Genomic DNA, 14,024 nt, shown 5'->3' with positions numbered 1-14,024 from the left:
CCCACTTGCTCCCGCCGTCACCGGGGTGTTAAGGACAGCCGCCAACCAAGCGAGTCCCAAACATTTTCCGAGGTTGGCATATGGCCCCCCGTCACATCCCCGAATATCTCACCTTTGACGACGTGCTGATGAAGCCCGGCGCATCCTCCGTGCTGCCGGCACAGGTTTCCACCGCCACGCGCCTCACGCGCAGCATCCATCTGTCGATCCCCGTCATATCGGCCGCCATGGATACGGTCACCGAAGCGCGGCTCGCCATCGCCATGGCGCAGGCGGGCGGCCTCGGCGTCATCCACAAGAACCTCGACGCGGATATTCAGGCCGAGCATGTGCGGCAGGTGAAGCGGTTTGAAAGCGGCATGGTGGTGAATCCCATCACCATCGCCCCCGACGCCACGCTGGGCGATGTGCTGAAGCTCAAGGAGCGGCACAAAATCTCCGGCATTCCGGTGGTCGATCACAAGGGTACGCTGGTGGGCATCATCACCAACCGCGACGTGCGCTTCGCGACCGATCCCAATGCCAAGGTCGCCTCGCTGATGACCAACAAGAATCTCGTCACCGTGAAGGCGGGCGTGGACCGCGCCGAGGCACGGCGGCTTCTGCACCAGTACCGGATCGAGAAGCTGATCGTGGTGGACGATGAGTTCAAATGCGTGGGCCTCATCACCGTCAACGACATGGAGAAGGCGGCGGACCATCCCAATGCGGCGAAGGACGAGCATGAGCGCCTGCGCGTCGCCGCCGCCACCGGCACGGGGGATGCCGGATTCGCGCGCGCCGAAATGCTTGTTGATGCCGGGGCCGATGCCATCGTGGTCGATACCGCGCATGGCCATTCCATCCACGTCATCAACCAGGTGACGCGCATCAAGAAGCTCTCCAACAAGGTGCAGATCATTGCCGGAAACGTGGCCACAGCCGAAGCCGTCAAGGCGCTGGTGGGGGCGGGGGCGGACGCGGTGAAGATCGGCATTGGCCCCGGCTCCATCTGCACCACGCGCGTCGTTGCGGGCGTCGGCGTGCCGCAGCTTTCCGCCGTTCTCGAAAGTGCCGAAGAAGCCATGAAGAGCGATGTGCCGGTGATCGCCGATGGCGGCATCAAGCTGTCGGGCGATCTCGCCAAGGCGATCGCGGCGGGCGCTAGCGTGGTGATGATCGGATCGCTGCTGGCGGGCACGGACGAAAGCCCGGGCGAGGTCTATCTCTACAATGGCCGGAGCTACAAGGCCTATCGCGGCATGGGCTCGGTGGGGGCGATGGCGCGCGGCTCCGCCGACCGCTATTTCCAGCAGGAGGTGAAGGACAATCTCAAGCTGGTGCCGGAGGGCATCGAAGGCCAGGTCGCTTACAAGGGCCCGGTGGGCGCGGTGCTGCATCAGCTCGTTGGCGGCCTCCGTGCTGCCATGGGTTATGTGGGGGCGGCGTCGATCCCTGAATTGCAGCAGAAGGCGCAGTTCATCCGCATCACCAGTGCGGGCATGCGCGAAAGCCATGTGCATGACGTGATGATCACTCGCGAGGCGCCGAACTATCAGCGGCAGAACTAGGCGATGACGCCGGTTCAGCTTCTGATGGCGCCTATCTTCGTCCATGTGGCGCTGACAGCCTGGGTCGGCGCGAGAACCATCCGCGCACGGATTGCCGCCGTCCGCGCGGGCGAGGCGCGGATGAAGGAAATCGCCGTTGATACCAAAGCGTGGCCGGTTCCGGTGCGGCTGCTCGGCAATAATTTCGACAACCAGTTCGACGTGCCGATGATGTGGTACGGCTGCTGCGCGATGATCGTGGCCACGCGCTTGGCCGACTGGGCGCTCGGCATTCTTTCCTGCCTGTTTGTGCTGACGCGCATCGTTCACGCCGCCATCCACACCGGCAGCAATGACATTCCGATGCGCATGAGGTCTTTTCTCGCAGGTTTCGCCGTGCTGGCGGTGATGTGGGTGTGGTTTGGCATCCGGCTTTTTATGATTGGGTAGAACATGCGCCTTCCCGGCCGCGCGCAGGCGGCAATCGACATTCTCACCGATATTTTCGAGCGCCACCGCCCGGCCTCCGAGGCTTTGAAGGACTGGGGCAAGGCGCATCGCATCGCAGGCTCCACTGACCGGCACGCCATCGGCACGCTGGTGTTCGATTGCCTGCGCCATCGCAACATGCTCTCCGCCCGCATGGGCGACGGCAGGCCGCGGGCGCTGGTGCTGGCCGCCTTGCGCGACCAGTGGGGCATGGCGGTTGAAGACATCGCGGCGCTGGGCGGCGAGGCGCACGGCCCGACGGCGTTGAGCGACGCGGAAATAACGGCACTCACCCGCTCGCTTCGGGCTGATCTTCCGGACCATGTGAAAGGCGATCTGCCGGAATGGGTGATGCCGCTGTTCACGCAGGCTTTTGGAGAACGCGCGGCGGAGGAGGGGGCGGCGCTGGCGGGCCGCGCGCCCATCGATCTCCGCACCAATACACTCAAGGCCTCGCGAGAAGAGGTGCTGGCGGCGCTGGAAAAATTCGGCGCGGTGGCGGGGCCTCTGTCGCCCCTCTGCGTGCGGATCGCCCCGCCCGGGCACGACACGCGCAATGCCAATGTCGAGGCTGAGCCCGCCCACGGCCGCGGCTGGTATGAGGTGCAGGATGCTGCTTCGCAGGTCGCTGCACTTCTTTCGGGCGTGAAGCCGGGAGAGCAAGTGGCCGATATCTGCGCGGGTGCTGGCGGCAAGACGATGGCGCTGGCGGCGATGATGCAGAACGAAGGCCGCCTCGTCGCCCACGACACGGATCGCCACCGCCTGCGGCCGATCTTCGAACGCATCACCCGCTCCGGCGCCACCAACATCGAGGTCGTGGCGGCGGATGAGGGCGCGAAACTTGAGCCTCAGAGTTTCGATTGCGTGCTGATCGATGCGCCCTGTTCAGGCTCGGGCGCGTGGCGGCGGAAGCCCGACGCCAAATGGCGGCTCACCCGAAAGCAGCTCGACCAAAGGCTGAAGGACCAGCGGCAAGTGCTTGAAAAGGGACTCAAACTGGTGAAGCGCGGCGGGCGTCTCGTCTATATCACCTGCTCGGTTCTGCCGGAGGAAAATGGGGCGCAAGTGAAGGCGTTCCTCGCCGCGCACCCGGATGTGCAGCTCATTCCGTATGCGGAGCAATGGCGGCAGGCCATCGGAACCGAACCGCCGCAATCCGCCGATGGTTCACTGAACACGCTGCTGATGACCCCGGCCCGGCATGACACGGATGGATTCTTCGTCAGCGTGATGCGGAGGGGGTGATTTCCTTCCCCCCCTCGCGGGGGAAGGTGGATCGCGCGTCAGCGCGAGACGGATGAGGGGGTGGGCGGCAGATGTCAGTGCGACCCCTCATCCCCGGCTTCGCCGGACCTTCTCCCGCAAGGGGAGAAGGAAAGCGCCTACTTCTCCCTGTCGAACGGGTTTTTTCCGCCGCGCAGGCTGAAGCGGATGGGGATGCCCTTGAGGTCGAAGGTCTCGCGCAGGCCGTTCATGAGATATCGCTGGTAGCTCATCGGCATCTTGGACAGCTGATTGCCGAAGATCGCGAAGGTGGGTGGCCTGGCGTTGGGCTGCGTCATGTAGCGGATCTTGATGCGGCGGCCGCCGGGGGCGGGGGGCGGATTTCGCTCCAGCGTGCCTTCCAGCCAGCGGTTCAGCTGCGATGTGGGGATGCGGCTGTTCCAGCGCGCCACGGCGGCGAAGACGGCATTCATCATCTTGTCGATGCCGCGCTCCTGCTTGGCGGAGAGCGTCACCACGGGCACGCCGCGGATTTCCGGCAGTACGTCCTCGAGATCGCTTTCCACCTGCTTCAGCGTCTTCTGCTTGTCCTCGACGATGTCCCACTTGCTCAAGGCCAGCACGATGGCGCGGCCTTCCTGAGCCACGAGGTTGCACAGGGTGAGGTCCTGGCTTTCAATCGGCATCGAGGCGTCGATCAGCACCACGATGCAATCCGCGAAGCGGATGGCGCGCAGCGCATCGGAGACGGCGAGCTTCTCGATCTTGCCGGTCACCTTGGCCTTGCGGCGGATGCCCGCCGTGTCCCATAGTTTGATCTTCTCGCCCTGCCATTCAAAGTCGGAGGAGATAGCGTCGCGGGTGATCCCGGCTTCGGGGCCGGTCAGCATGCGCTCCTCGCCCAGCATGGCGTTGACGAGGGTGGATTTTCCGGCATTGGGCTGGCCGATGATGGCGAGGCGGAGCGGCCCCACGGCCCGCTCAGCGTCGGTCTCCTCATCGTCTTTGGATTGCGCTTCGGCATAGGGCAGCAGCGCATCATAAAGCTGGTCCAGCCCTTCGCCATGTTCGGCGGAGATGGCGATGGGGTCGCCGAAGCCCAGCGAGAAGGCCTCCATCACGCCCGCATCGGCGGCGCTCGCCTCCGCCTTGTTGGCGATGAGGAGCACGGGCTTGCCACGCTTCCTGATGCGCTCGGCGAATTCGCGGTCGATGGGCGTGACACCGGCGCGGGCGTCGATCACGAAGAGCACCACATCGGCATCGTTGACGGCGGTTTCAGCCTGGGCGCTCATCCGGGCCTCCAGCGTGTCACGCCTTGCCTCATCAAGGCCTGCCGTATCGAACAGCGTGAACTTCAAATCGCCGATCTTGGCATCACCCTCGCGGCGGTCGCGCGTGACGCCCGGCTGGTCATCGACAAGCGCGATCTTGCGGCCGACGAGCCGGTTGAACAGCGTGGACTTGCCGACATTGGGGCGCCCGAGAATGGCGGCGGTGAAACTCATTGCTGCGGGCTGGAGTCGCCGCCACCCGTGCCGTTCTTGCAGGCCGTGTCGTCGTCGGCGCAGCCGATGTTCTGGTTGGCGGTCACCGTGCCGCCGCCGGGCTGGTCGATCTGGCGTGCCTCACCCGGCGCGGGGAAGACGGGCTTGCCCGGAATGGCATCCTCGCGCTGGCCGGGAAGGATGGTGTCGTCGGTCTGGCCGGTGAGCTTGTTGATGCTGGAGCATCCCGCGATAGAAAGCGATGCGGCGATCAGGGTGAAGAGGACAATCTTGCGCATGTTATTTCGCCGCCAGCAGGGGAACGAGCAGATCGTGCAGCGCCGTCATGCGCTGACGCAGCGCGCCCGGCGTTTCCGGATCGGCGAGAATGGCCTCGACCTCAGTCGAAGCGAGCTTGTAGTCCGAGGTGCGCCAGGCGGCGATCGCCATAATTTCGCGCGCCGCATGCCGCCAGGGATTGCCCGCTGCATCAAAGCTGGCGACGCGGGATTTCAATTCATCGGGCTTGGCCGTGTCGGCCAGCACATAGGCGGCGCGCAAGCGGGCGGAATCGCGGAGCGACGCATCGACATTGGCATCGGCGGCCACTGCGTCATAGGCCGTTACCGCATCGGCGGCCTTGCCGCTGGCGGCGAGATTTGCCGCCTCGCGCATGCGGGCCAGCGGCGCATAGCCCGTCTGGGTGATGGTCTTGAACTCGGCGGCGGCATCGGCAGCCTTGCCGCCCTCCGCCAGCTTGGCGGCTGAAAAGAAGCTTTCGGCCACAGTTTCGGACTGCTTCACCTGCCAGTATTGCCAGCCCTTGAAGGCGGCGACGAGCCCCACGAGCACCACGCAGGCGGCGATGATGGCGTTGCCATAACGGTCCCACAGCTTCTTGTATTGATCCTGGCGGACTTCCTCATCCACCTCGCGAAACAGGGAATCGTCGCTCAAATTGAAGGCTCCTCAGCGGGCGCAGCGCCCGTCACGAAGAGGGGGCGTAAATCAGTGGCTAGGCCAAATCAAGGCATTTCCCGGCCGGCGCCTGGCGGGCTTCGCACCATAGACCTGGCCAATGGCGCGCCAGCGTTCGAGGCTGAGGAAGGCGGCGGCACCTCCCAGCACAACGGCAACTCCGGCAATGAAACCGACGATCTCGATCAGCATGATGGCCTCGCGCGTATCGGGCCATCAGGGCACCAAGAGGTTAAACTTTCGCTAAAGTTGTATTCAGCCGACGGTAAAACCTGTCAGGAGCCCGCCATCGGCGCGCTCGGCGATCAGGCTCTGAATGGCCCAGGTGCCGGGATTGTCGGCCAAGAAGGCCAAGGAGAGGGAGGATTGGGCGGGAATCACAGCCGTGTCGCGCCAGGGCGCTTCGCCGTCCTCGCGCACCAGCCGCCAGACGTGACCGTGAATATGAATGGGCTGCTCGAAGGTGGTGCGGTTCTCGACGTCGAGCACGATGGTTTCGCCGGTCTTCGCCGCCACGACGGCGGGGCCACCGGGGCCTGCCATGCCATTGAAGGCCCAGCCCATGCCGTTTTCCAGAAGGCCGCGCAGGTCCAGCGTCTGACCTTTGAACTCCGCTGATTTGAGCCCGCCCTTGATGCCGCCCTCGATCACCAGCGGCGCATGGCGGGCAGCGGCCATGTCGAGCTTCACCGAAATCGGGTTGGCGGGCAGGGCAAAGTTTTCGGCCAGGTCGACATGCGGCCCTTCTTTCACCGCATCGAGATAGGCGATCTCAGCCACGTCTTCGAACAGGTCGAGCGCCAGCGTCATGCTTTGCGATGGGCTCACCAGAAGGTCGGCCCGCTGGCCGGGCGCCAGCTTGAAGGCGCCTTCCGGAAGCTGGGCGGGCTTCACCGGCTGGCCGTCCAGCGCGATCAGCAGCGGATCGCCGCCTTTGAACAGAAGCCCCATGGTGCGCACATTGGCGGCGTTCAGAATGCGGAGGCGGCTGTATTTCCCGGGCTCGAGTGCAATATGCGGGCGGAAACGGCCATTGACGGTGAACCAGTTGCCCAGCCGCCCTTCGCCCACCATGGTTTCAACGTCACCGAAATTGGCCGAGATTACGCCGTCATCGCCGAGACGCCAGTCGTCCAGCACCAGCGGCACATCGGACAATTCCTTTGGCGCGTCGCGCTCGGCGACAATTACCATGGCATAAAGCCCCATGTCGCGGAGGCGCGACACATCCTGCAATGGCCCCAGCCAGAAGGTTCCCGCATCGGGCGGCGTGAACACGGCGTCATAGCCCGAGCCGCCCGCCGGCACGTTGAAGCTCATCTTGTCGAACGGGCCCCGGATGCCGAACCAGTGCAACCACATCTCGAAATCGAGCGTATTGTCGAAATGAAGTTTCAGCTCTTCCCCTTGCGTGGCGCGGATGATGCGCGGTGTCATGCCCTCGGCAAAGCTCCAGATCGCCGACTTTGGGCTGTCATTCGCCAGAAGCTGCGCATCGGTGCGCTGGGCGGTGATGGTGACGGGATCATCCGCTGCCAGCGCCAGCCGCGCCCATGGCAAAGCCGCCGCGCACAGCAAGGCGCGCCGCGTTAGCCGAGGGAGGGGGAGGTGATCCATGCCGCCATTCTCACCATCAGTTGTGGCGAATGCGTGATGGGCTAATCCTTCACGTCATAGGTATTGGCGGGCTCTGGGAAGCTCCGTGAACGGACATCCGCCGCATAGCTGCTGATGGCGCGTTCGATGGCCTTGCCCACTTCGCCGAATTCCTTGACGAATTTCGGCACGCGCGGCGATAGGCCCAGCATGTCTTCCATCACCAGGATCTGCCCGTCGCAGGCGGCGGATGCGCCGATGCCGATGGTGGGGATGGGAATGGTCTTGGTGATCTTGGCGGCCAAAGGCTCGGCCAAGGCCTCCAGCACCACCGAAAAGGCACCGGCCTCCGCCACCACGCGCGCGTCTTCCTCGATCGCCGCCCATTCGGCATGGGTGCGGCCTTGTGTCCTGAAGCCGCCCAGCGTGTTGATGGATTGCGGCGTCAGCCCGATATGCGCCATCACCGGAATGCCGCGCTCGGTGAGAAAGCGGATGGTTTCGCCCATGCGCCTTCCGCCTTCGAGCTTGATTGCCCCGCATTGCGTGTCCTTGATGACCTTCGCGGCGTTGTGAAAGGCCTGCGCGGGGCTTTCCTCGTAAGAGCCGAAGGGCATGTCGACAACCACAAGCGCATGTTTGGCGCCGCGCATCACGGCGCGGCCATGCATGATCATCAGGTCGAGCGGCACCGGCAGCGTCGTCTCGAAGCCGTGCATCACCATGCCGAGCGAGTCGCCCACCAGCAGGAAGTCTACATATTTGTCGGCGATGGCGGCGGTATGCGCGTGGTAGGCAGTGAGCGAGACGATCGGGTCGCCGCCTTTCCGTGCCGCGATGTCCGTAGCCGTGAGGCGCTTGGTTGACGCATGAACCGACATGGAAACTCCTAGAGCTTGAGAATGGGAACGCCCACCACGAAGGCGTGAAGCTGGGTGAGAATGCCGAACAGCGCCACGCCGATGACGATGGACAGAAGATCATGGCCGCTCCGCACCTCGGGCGAGGGTCGCACGCCATGTTTCGCTGCCATCATCATCTGCGCGATGGCGAGCGCACCCAATCCCCCGAACAGCAGCAGGCTGCGCGTATCGCCATTGGCAAGCAGATGGCCAAGAGCCCACAGCACCACGCCGATCCCCAGCGGAAAGCGCAGGCGCTGTCTCAGGCTGCCGCGGAAGATGAAGATGCTCACGCAGATCACGCCCAGCAGGCTCAGCGCGAAATTGGCGTAGCGCCCCCAATCACCCGGCACATAAGCAAAATCCGACGGTGCATTGCGCCACGCGGCAACGAGCAGGGCTAGACAGAAAAGCCCGGTCACACTCATCAGCGCGCCAAATGCCTTGCGGCCAAAGCGTGCAATTAGGCCATCCTTGATGCCGGGAAACACCGGCACGAGATGCACGGCGGCGAACACCACAAGCGCCAGAAACAGAAGGATCATCACACCACCGGAAGCCCGAGCACATAAGGATGGAAGCCGAACAGGAAGACGGCATAGAGCACCACGCCCGCCGCCACGGCGATGATATCGGAACGGAGGCGCGGCTCGTAGGAAGGCCGCTTGCCGCGCAGCATCGACACGATGATGTCAACCAAAGCGATCACCAGGATCGTGCCGAACACCGCCACGTCCCATGTCTTGCCGTTGGCCAGCAGATGGCCAACCGCCCACAGTACGAAGCCCACCGACATCGGGTTCTGCACCCACAGCCTGATATAGCCCTTGCCGTGCCCCGATCCCCACAGGATGAAGGCCAGTAGCGCCAGCGTCATGGTGATGTGCTTGGCGCCCGCGCCCGGGATATAGGCCATGGTGGTTTCGATATCGCCGTTGCGCAGGCGGATATAGCTCCAGATGATCAGCGCCAGCCCCGCCAGAGAGACGAGCGAGAAGAGGCCCTTCCACGGCCCTTCGCCCAGCCGCGCTTTCAATGCGGTGCGCGCGGCGGGGAAGAGCGCGATGAACAAATGTATTCCGCCAAACAGCAGAAGTCCGATCCAGAGCATGGCCATCAGGGGTACCCTTTCTTGCGGGCCTCTTATGCCGGAAATCGGGGACAGAACCAACAGCGGCGCTTTGAAGCGCGGCGGGAGGTGCTATATTTGCAGTGAGTGATTGGCCGAGGAGTTTTCCGATGAACCGTTTTGCCGCCGCAGTATTCACTGCATTGTTCCTGTTGTCCGCTGCGCCGCTCGCGGGCGTGGCTTCTGCTGATCCCGTTGGCGCCGAAAGCGCCATCATGAGCGCGGGAAGCGTTGCGGCTAAGGTGCGAAGCCTTCATCCTGTCAGGGGTATTGCGGTCAACAATCTTGTGCTTGAGCTTGGCCCCCGCATTCCCGGCAATGATCGTGCCTATGATGTGCGTATCATGGCGGATCGCAATGCCGGCGGCATCGCCAAGTTGCGTTCGGCTCTCAATGCGAATCCCGAGGCACGGCAAATTCTTGCGAAGAAGGGCATTCCGCTCAGCCGCATCGTGGGTGCGCGGCTGTTCAGTAATGGCTGGATCAGGATCTATATTCTCTAATCCCTCTGCGCCGGATTGGCGCAGGCCGGTGCTGTGTGGTGGACGCTGGCGGCGCGACAGCCTAAATAGTCTTTAATGTCACACGGCGCGGATGGTCTCTCATGGCAATGCCTGATGTGCTAACGCTGGCGCGATTGCAGTTCGCCTTCACGGTGAGCGCGCATATCATCTTTCCCGCCTTCACCATCGGCCTCGCCAGCTATCTCATGGTGCTGAACGGCCTGTTCCTGCGAACGAAGCGCCGGGTCTTTCTTGATCTCTTCAATTACTGGGTGAAGATCTTCGCCATCGTGTTCGGCATGGGCGTCGTGTCGGGCATCGTGATGAGCTACCAGTTCGGCACCAACTGGAGCGTCTTTTCCGACAAGGCAGGCCCGGTCATCGGGCCGCTGATGGGCTATGAGGTGCTCACCGCCTTCTTTCTCGAAGCGGGCTTTCTGGGCGTCATGCTGTTTGGCCGCGAGCGGGTGGGCCCCAAGCTGCATTTCCTTGCCACCGCATTTGTGGCATTCGGCACGTTCCTGTCGGCTTTCTGGATCCTGGCCGTGAACAGCTGGATGCAGACGCCAGCCGGTTACACCACCAACGCAGCGGGGCAATATATTCCGGCAGACTGGTGGGCGGTGATCTTCAATCCCTCGCTGCCTTATCGCCTCGTTCACATGGTGCTGGCGGCCTATCTCACGACGGCACTTGTGGTGGGCGCGGTCGCAGCGTGGCATTTCCTGCTGGGGCATCGCACGGAAGCAAGCCGCGTCATGTTCTCGATGGCCATGTGGATGCTGGTGTGCGTGGCGCCCATCCAGATTCTCGCCGGCGACCAGCATGGCCTCAACACGCTGGAGCATCAGTTGCCCAAGGTTCTCGCAATGGAGGGTGATTATGACAGCCACCCGGAAGGCGCGCCGCTGATCCTGTTCGGCATTCCCAATGCGGCCGAGAAGCGCATTGACTATGCGGTGGAGATTCCGCATCTGGGATCGCTCATCCTGAAGCACGGACTCTATGAGCCCTTGCCCGGCCTCGACACCATCCCCGATGATCAGGAGCCGCCGGTCGGCATCATCTTCTGGAGCTTCCGTGTGATGGTGGGGCTGGGCTTCGCCATGCTGGGCCTTGGCCTGTGGAGCCTTTGGGCGCGCTGGAGGGGCGAACTTTTCATGTCGCGCTGGCTGCACCGCGCGGCCCTCGTGATGGGGCCTGCCGGATTTGCTGCCGTGCTGGCGGGGTGGATCACCACGGAGGTGGGCCGCCAGCCCTATACGATCTATGGGCTTTTGCGCACCACTGACTCGCTGTCGCCTGTTGATGCGGCAGCGGTCGGCACGTCGCTGATCGTGTTCGTCATCGTTTATTTCGCGCTGTTCGGCTCCGGCACGTTTTACATCCTGCGCCTCATGGCGAAGCCGCCGCATGTGGATGAGGAAGAGCTGCAGGCCGATGCGCCATCGCACGCCCACGGCCTTTCGCCTGCGCCGGTCATGGAGCAGACCGGCGATCTGCCGTCTCAGGGAGGAACGCCATGATCGATCTTCCGCTGATCTGGGCGGCGATCATCGCCATCGCGGTTCTGGCCTATGTCATTCTCGATGGCTTCGATCTCGGCGTCGGCATCCTGTTCCCGTTCAACAAAACCGAAGCCGACCGAAATGACATGATGAACTCCGTCGCCCCCGTATGGGATGGCAACGAGACTTGGCTGGTTTTGGGTGGCGGCGGCTTGCTGGCGGTGTTTCCACTTGCCTATTCCATCATCATGCCCGCCCTTTATGCGCCGATCATCGCCATGCTCATCGCGCTGGCCTTTCGCGGTGTCGCCTTCGAGTTCCGGTGGAAGACCAGGCGCGGCAAGTTCCTGTGGGACTGGGCGTTTGCGTGGGGCTCGATCATCGCCAGCTTTGCGCAGGGCATCGCATTGGGGGCGCTGGTGCAGGGCATTCCGGTTGAAAACCGCGCCTATGCGGGCGGCTGGTGGAACTGGCTCACGCCTTTCAGCCTGCTCACCGGCGTGGCGCTGGTCGTCGGCTATGCGCTGCTGGGCGCCACGTGGCTCAACTACAAGACGGAAGGCGATCTGCAAAAGCGAATGCGCAATTCGGCGCTCATCCTTGCCCCCGCCACGCTGGCGCTGATCGGCCTTGTGAGTCTGTGGACGCCGTTCCTCAATGACATCTACCGCATGCACTGGTTCTCATGGCCCGCCATTCCTTTTGCGCTGCCCATTCCGCTGCTCACGCTTGGCCTTGCGCTATTGCTGATGCGCGGCCTCACGCAGGAGAAGGAGCTCACGCCCTTCCTCTGCGCGCTCGGCATTTTCGTGCTGTGCTTCATCGGGTTGGGGGTGAGCTTCTATCCCCATATCGTGCCCAACAGCGTCACCATTTGGGAGGCGGCGGGGCCAGACGTGAGCCTGGGCTTCCTGCTGGTCGGCGCTGTCGTGCTTGTACCGATCATTCTCATCTACACCGCCTATTCCTACTGGGTGTTCCGCGGCAAGGTGGGCCGCGGCGGCTATCACTGATGGCGGGCAGGCTCCTGTGGTTTGCCGGATTGTGGGTAGCGGGCGTCATCGCCACCGGCGCGGCGGCCATGCTCATCCATATGCTGATCAACTCTTGACGACACGTGCGTGATAGGCGGCGAAGAATTCGTCATATTTGCCGCTCGCTTCCGCGAAACGCTGCGGATAGACGCGCTGCACGAGAATTTCGCCATTGGCGGGCGGCTGTTCCAGCAGCGTCATCACTTCCGTGATGAAGGCGCCCAGCGGCATGGCGCGCTCATCCGTCAATTGATGCGCGCCGGTCAGTTCCGTCTGCACATAGGGCGGTGCCAGCTCCAGCACCCTCACGGACGTGTTGCGCAGTTGAAAGCGCAGCGACTGGCTCCAGGAATGGATCGCCGCTTTCGTCGCGCAATAGGCGGGATAATCGGCGCGCGGCACAAAGGCGAGGCCCGAACTCACGGTGATGATGGTGGCCTGCGGCTGCGCTTTCAGATGCGGCAGCAGCGCCGCGCTGAGGCGCATCGGCCCCAGCAAATTGGTGGCGACGGTCGCCTCCGCGATGCTCACGTCAACCTGATCGCTGGTGAGCAATTCATGCCGCATGATGCCGGCATTGTTGATGAGCACATTGAGCTTGGGGAATCTCGCCGTCACCTCGCGCGCGAAGGCGGCAATGGCTTTGGGATCCTCGACATCGAGTTCCATCGCCGTGATGCCGGGATGGGCGGCGGAGACCTCATTCAGCAGCGCCTTCCGCCTGCCGGTGATGATCACCTGATTGCCGTGCGCATGAAAGGCTTCCGCCAGCGCGCGGCCGATGCCGCTGGAGCCGCCGGTGATCAGGATTGTGTTGCCGGTCATCTGCATTTTTCTGTTCCTCTGTTGCTGAGCCTCAGCTAATACAGCCGCTATCGAATGGAAAGTAGGCACCCGGAAGTTCTATAGTATCCCGGAAGAGAGCGTATATGGATCAAAGGGTTGAATATCAAATCGGCGGTGATCCCGCACTTGATGCCCTGGTGCGTGAGATCATCGGCCGGGTGGCCGACAAATGGACCATGCTGGCGCTCGAATGCCTCGAAGAGCACGGCCGCCTGCGCTTCACGCAGCTTGCCGTGCTGATTGGCGGCGTGAGCCAGAAGATGCTCACCAAGACGTTGCGCCAGATGGAGGCCGATGGCCTTGTCGTCCGCACTGTCCATCCCGTCGTTCCGCCGCATGTCGACTATGAACTGACGCCGATGGGGGCCAGCCTCAGCGAGGCGTTTTGCGGCGTATGGCAATGGGCCGAGGCGCATCGCGCCGCCATTGTTGAATCCCGCGCGCGGTTCGCACGCCCGAAAACCTGATTCAATTTTCACAGAGGGGAATACCATGCCGCAGCCGATCAGCGTGATCGCCGTCATCACCGCGAAAGACGGGCAGGAGGCCGCCTTGCGCGCCAGGCAAGATGTGCTTGTCGCCGCGACGCTCAAGGAGGAGGGCTGCCTCCGCTACGAACTCAACCAGTCGCTCGATGATCCGCGTATCCTGATCTTCACCGAACTGTGGGCCAGCGAACCGGCATGGCGCGCCCATATGGAAGGCGCTGCGATCAAGGCCTTCCAGTCCTCCGGCGCCCGCGACCTGATCGCCGAGGCAAAAGTCCACCGCATGCAGGTGGTGGCGGGGAAGTAGC

17 protein-coding genes are annotated in these 14,024 nt (G+C 63.3%); 8 read left to right on the top strand and 9 right to left on the bottom strand.

Annotation, left to right across the window (positions count from 1 at the left end):
* The first annotated feature begins 80 nt into the window (after positions 1 to 80).
* The 3 genes from guaB to QM694_RS06830 are packed head-to-tail and all read left to right on the top strand — an operon-like array spanning position 81 to position 3,266.
* A complete protein-coding gene (guaB, locus tag QM694_RS06840; RefSeq protein ID WP_415006197.1) occupies positions 81 to 1,550 on the top strand; it encodes an IMP dehydrogenase in 1,470 nt (489 codons plus the stop codon).
* A gap of 3 nt (positions 1,551 to 1,553) precedes the next feature.
* Complete coding sequence (locus QM694_RS06835) at positions 1,554 to 1,979, top strand: MAPEG family protein (protein WP_415006196.1); 426 nt, start codon at positions 1,554 to 1,556, stop codon at positions 1,977 to 1,979.
* Between the two features lie 3 nt (positions 1,980 to 1,982).
* Entirely contained in the window at positions 1,983 to 3,266 is a 1,284-nt protein-coding gene (locus tag QM694_RS06830) for an RsmB/NOP family class I SAM-dependent RNA methyltransferase (RefSeq protein WP_415006195.1), read from the top strand.
* Positions 3,267 to 3,403: 137 nt separating this feature from the next.
* On the opposite strand, the gene der is transcribed toward QM694_RS06830, so the two are convergent.
* From der to QM694_RS06790, 8 genes are all read right to left on the bottom strand, one after another.
* Positions 3,404 to 4,753, bottom strand: a complete 1,350-nt coding sequence (gene der, locus QM694_RS06825; protein WP_415006194.1) for a ribosome biogenesis GTPase Der — start codon at positions 4,751 to 4,753, stop codon at positions 3,404 to 3,406.
* Positions 4,750 to 5,031: a hypothetical protein gene (locus tag QM694_RS06820; RefSeq protein WP_415006193.1), complete on the bottom strand. Its 282-nt coding sequence runs from the start codon at positions 5,029 to 5,031 to the stop codon at positions 4,750 to 4,752. The genes der and QM694_RS06820 overlap by 4 nt, the downstream gene beginning before the upstream one ends.
* A gap of 1 nt (position 5,032) precedes the next feature.
* A complete protein-coding gene (locus QM694_RS06815; protein ID WP_415006192.1) occupies positions 5,033 to 5,689 on the bottom strand; it encodes a tetratricopeptide repeat protein in 657 nt (218 codons plus the stop codon).
* Positions 5,690 to 5,740: 51 nt separating this feature from the next.
* A complete protein-coding gene (locus tag QM694_RS06810) occupies positions 5,741 to 5,902 on the bottom strand; it encodes a hypothetical protein (protein ID WP_415006191.1) in 162 nt (53 codons plus the stop codon).
* A gap of 63 nt (positions 5,903 to 5,965) precedes the next feature.
* Positions 5,966 to 7,327 (bottom strand): multicopper oxidase family protein, encoded by a 1,362-nt coding sequence (locus QM694_RS06805; RefSeq protein ID WP_415006190.1) that lies wholly within the window; start codon positions 7,325 to 7,327, stop codon positions 5,966 to 5,968.
* Between the two features lie 41 nt (positions 7,328 to 7,368).
* Positions 7,369 to 8,187: a 3-methyl-2-oxobutanoate hydroxymethyltransferase gene (gene panB / locus QM694_RS06800; RefSeq protein WP_415006189.1), complete on the bottom strand. Its 819-nt coding sequence runs from the start codon at positions 8,185 to 8,187 to the stop codon at positions 7,369 to 7,371.
* Positions 8,188 to 8,195: 8 nt separating this feature from the next.
* Positions 8,196 to 8,753, bottom strand: a complete 558-nt coding sequence (locus tag QM694_RS06795; protein WP_415006188.1) for an NnrU family protein — start codon at positions 8,751 to 8,753, stop codon at positions 8,196 to 8,198.
* Positions 8,753 to 9,325, bottom strand: coding sequence for an NnrU family protein (locus tag QM694_RS06790; RefSeq protein ID WP_415006187.1), 573 nt, complete (start codon positions 9,323 to 9,325; stop codon positions 8,753 to 8,755). Before QM694_RS06790 ends, QM694_RS06795 begins: the two co-directional genes overlap by 1 nt.
* A 122-nt stretch (positions 9,326 to 9,447) precedes the next feature.
* On the opposite strand from QM694_RS06790, the gene QM694_RS06785 reads away from it, so the two are divergent.
* From QM694_RS06785 to cydB, 3 genes are all read left to right on the top strand, one after another.
* The gene (locus QM694_RS06785) at positions 9,448 to 9,840 is read left to right on the top strand and encodes a hypothetical protein (RefSeq protein ID WP_415006186.1); all 393 of its coding nucleotides are present in this window, start codon (positions 9,448 to 9,450) and stop codon (positions 9,838 to 9,840) included.
* A 101-nt stretch (positions 9,841 to 9,941) separates the two neighbouring features.
* Positions 9,942 to 11,366 (top strand): cytochrome ubiquinol oxidase subunit I, encoded by a 1,425-nt coding sequence (locus tag QM694_RS06780; protein WP_415006185.1) that lies wholly within the window; start codon positions 9,942 to 9,944, stop codon positions 11,364 to 11,366.
* A complete protein-coding gene (cydB, locus tag QM694_RS06775; RefSeq protein WP_415006184.1) occupies positions 11,363 to 12,361 on the top strand; it encodes a cytochrome d ubiquinol oxidase subunit II in 999 nt (332 codons plus the stop codon). The genes QM694_RS06780 and cydB overlap by 4 nt, the downstream gene beginning before the upstream one ends.
* A gap of 87 nt (positions 12,362 to 12,448) precedes the next feature.
* Here cydB and QM694_RS06770 read toward each other — a convergent pair whose 3' ends face one another.
* Positions 12,449 to 13,213: an SDR family oxidoreductase gene (locus QM694_RS06770; protein WP_415006183.1), complete on the bottom strand. Its 765-nt coding sequence runs from the start codon at positions 13,211 to 13,213 to the stop codon at positions 12,449 to 12,451.
* 98 nt (positions 13,214 to 13,311) lie between these two features.
* Between QM694_RS06770 and QM694_RS06765 the strand changes: the two genes are divergently transcribed.
* Positions 13,312 to 13,695, top strand: a complete 384-nt coding sequence (locus QM694_RS06765; protein WP_415006182.1) for a winged helix-turn-helix transcriptional regulator — start codon at positions 13,312 to 13,314, stop codon at positions 13,693 to 13,695.
* Between the two features lie 25 nt (positions 13,696 to 13,720).
* Positions 13,721 to 14,023, top strand: a complete 303-nt coding sequence (locus tag QM694_RS06760; RefSeq protein ID WP_415006181.1) for a putative quinol monooxygenase — start codon at positions 13,721 to 13,723, stop codon at positions 14,021 to 14,023.
* Position 14,024: the final 1 nt, after the last annotated feature.

It is taken from the genome of Aestuariivirga sp., assembly GCF_047602625.1.
In the GTDB taxonomy this organism is placed as follows: Bacteria; Pseudomonadota; Alphaproteobacteria; order Rhizobiales; family Aestuariivirgaceae; genus Aestuariivirga.
Note: the sequence above shows the minus strand (reverse complement) of the source record. Positions and strands in the feature narration are given on the sequence as shown.

What these genes read in the sequence shown, in the direction of transcription:
- guaB (WP_415006197.1), top strand. Translation starts at nt 81, where the DNA reads ATGGCCCCCCGTCACATCCCCGAATATCTCACCTTTGACGACGTGCTG.
- QM694_RS06835 (WP_415006196.1), top strand. Translation starts at nt 1,554, where the DNA reads ATGACGCCGGTTCAGCTTCTGATGGCGCCTATCTTCGTCCATGTGGCG.
- QM694_RS06830 (WP_415006195.1), top strand. Translation starts at nt 1,983, where the DNA reads ATGCGCCTTCCCGGCCGCGCGCAGGCGGCAATCGACATTCTCACCGAT.
- der (WP_415006194.1), bottom strand. Translation starts at nt 4,753, where the DNA reads ATGAGTTTCACCGCCGCCATTCTCGGGCGCCCCAATGTCGGCAAGTCC.
- QM694_RS06820 (WP_415006193.1), bottom strand. Translation starts at nt 5,031, where the DNA reads ATGCGCAAGATTGTCCTCTTCACCCTGATCGCCGCATCGCTTTCTATC.
- QM694_RS06810 (WP_415006191.1), bottom strand. Translation starts at nt 5,902, where the DNA reads ATGCTGATCGAGATCGTCGGTTTCATTGCCGGAGTTGCCGTTGTGCTG.
- QM694_RS06805 (WP_415006190.1), bottom strand. Translation starts at nt 7,327, where the DNA reads ATGGATCACCTCCCCCTCCCTCGGCTAACGCGGCGCGCCTTGCTGTGC.
- panB (WP_415006189.1), bottom strand. Translation starts at nt 8,187, where the DNA reads ATGTCGGTTCATGCGTCAACCAAGCGCCTCACGGCTACGGACATCGCG.
- QM694_RS06795 (WP_415006188.1), bottom strand. Translation starts at nt 8,753, where the DNA reads ATGATCCTTCTGTTTCTGGCGCTTGTGGTGTTCGCCGCCGTGCATCTC.
- QM694_RS06790 (WP_415006187.1), bottom strand. Translation starts at nt 9,325, where the DNA reads ATGGCCATGCTCTGGATCGGACTTCTGCTGTTTGGCGGAATACATTTG.
- QM694_RS06785 (WP_415006186.1), top strand. Translation starts at nt 9,448, where the DNA reads ATGAACCGTTTTGCCGCCGCAGTATTCACTGCATTGTTCCTGTTGTCC.
- QM694_RS06780 (WP_415006185.1), top strand. Translation starts at nt 9,942, where the DNA reads ATGGCAATGCCTGATGTGCTAACGCTGGCGCGATTGCAGTTCGCCTTC.
- cydB (WP_415006184.1), top strand. Translation starts at nt 11,363, where the DNA reads ATGATCGATCTTCCGCTGATCTGGGCGGCGATCATCGCCATCGCGGTT.
- QM694_RS06770 (WP_415006183.1), bottom strand. Translation starts at nt 13,213, where the DNA reads ATGCAGATGACCGGCAACACAATCCTGATCACCGGCGGCTCCAGCGGC.
- QM694_RS06765 (WP_415006182.1), top strand. Translation starts at nt 13,312, where the DNA reads ATGGATCAAAGGGTTGAATATCAAATCGGCGGTGATCCCGCACTTGAT.
- QM694_RS06760 (WP_415006181.1), top strand. Translation starts at nt 13,721, where the DNA reads ATGCCGCAGCCGATCAGCGTGATCGCCGTCATCACCGCGAAAGACGGG.